General features: G+C 69.8%; 1 protein-coding gene. It reads left to right on the top strand.

The features are described 5' to 3' along the window. Positions 1-1,330: methyl-accepting chemotaxis protein (locus FY036_RS00120; RefSeq protein ID WP_148912713.1), on the top strand; the 1,330-nt coding region annotated here is incomplete at its 5' end. Positions 1,331-1,359: the final 29 nt, after the last annotated feature.

Here is a 1,359-nt window from a genome sequence, read left to right as displayed (position 1 = left end):
GCCCGTCACGTCCCTGACGGGTGTTATGGGTCGTCTTGCGTCTGGCGACAACGCGGTCGAGGTTCCGGCGGTTGATCGCGGCGACGAGATCGGCGAGATGGCGAAGGCGGTGATGGTGTTCAAGGACGCCGCCATCCAGAAGCAGCGTCTTGAGAGCGAGACGAGCGAGGCGCGTGCGGCGGCCGAGGCGGAGCGTGCGCGCAACGAGGCGGAGAAGGCGCGCAAGGCCGAGGAAGACCACGTCGCCATCGCCGAGCTGGCGGCGGGCCTGTCGGCGCTGTCGGACGGCGACCTGACCTACCGGATCACTGCGGCGTTCTCGCCCGAGGCGCAGCGCCTGAAGGACGACTTCAACCGCACCGCGTCGCAGTTGCAGGAGACGATGGCGACGATATCGAGCGCGATCGACGGCATGCGCAACGGCACCGGCGAGATCAGCCAGGCGGCCGACGACCTGTCGCGGCGTACCGAGCAGCAGGCGGCGAGCCTGGAGCAGACGGCGGCGGCGCTGGACGAGATCACGGCGACGGTGAAGACGACGGCCGAAGGCGCCCACAAGGCGCAGGAGGTCACCAGCCAGGCCCGCGTCGGCGCGGAGAAGTCCGGCGCGGTGGTGCGCGATGCGGTATCGGCGATGGCGCAGATCGAGAAGTCGTCGCAGCAGATCGGGCAGATCATCGGGGTGATCGACGAGATCGCGTTCCAGACCAATCTTCTGGCGCTGAATGCGGGCGTCGAGGCGGCGCGCGCGGGTGAAGCCGGCAAGGGCTTCGCGGTGGTTGCCTCGGAAGTGCGGGCGCTGGCGCAGCGCTCTGCGGAAGCGGCCAAGGAGATCAAGGACCTGATCTCGACCTCGACGCAGCAGGTCGACCAGGGCGTGGATCTGGTCGGGCAGACGGGCACGGCGCTGGAGAAGATCGTGGCGCAGGTGGCCGAGATCACCGGCCTGGTGACGGAGATCGCGGCTTCGGCGCGCGAGCAGTCGACGGGGCTGGGCGAGGTCAACAGCGCGGTCAACCAGATGGATCAGGTGACGCAGCAGAACGCTGCGATGGTGGAGCAGTCGACGGCCGCCAGCCACAATCTGGCGCAGGAGGCCGAGGAGCTGGCACGTCTGGTGGGCAAGTTCCGGCTGGGTGCGCAGGCGGGCCAGCCTGCCGCGCGCAAGGTCGCCGTGGCCGCCAACAGCTCGTCGCCGGCACCCGCCGCGCCGGCCCGGCCGCAGCAGCCAACCGCACGCCCCGCGCTCAAGAGCGTGGCCACCGCAGGCGGACAGGCCGCAGCACTGCTGGCTTCACAGCCCGCAGACGACGGCTGGGAAGAGTTCTGAAACCAAAACAGACCGCCGCAACAAGGCGG

Origin of the sequence: Neoaquamicrobium microcysteis (genome assembly GCF_008180155.1) — a bacterium.
GTDB classification, from domain to species: domain Bacteria; phylum Pseudomonadota; class Alphaproteobacteria; order Rhizobiales; family Rhizobiaceae; genus Aerobium; species Aerobium microcysteis.
Note: the sequence above shows the minus strand (reverse complement) of the source record. Positions and strands in the feature narration are given on the sequence as shown.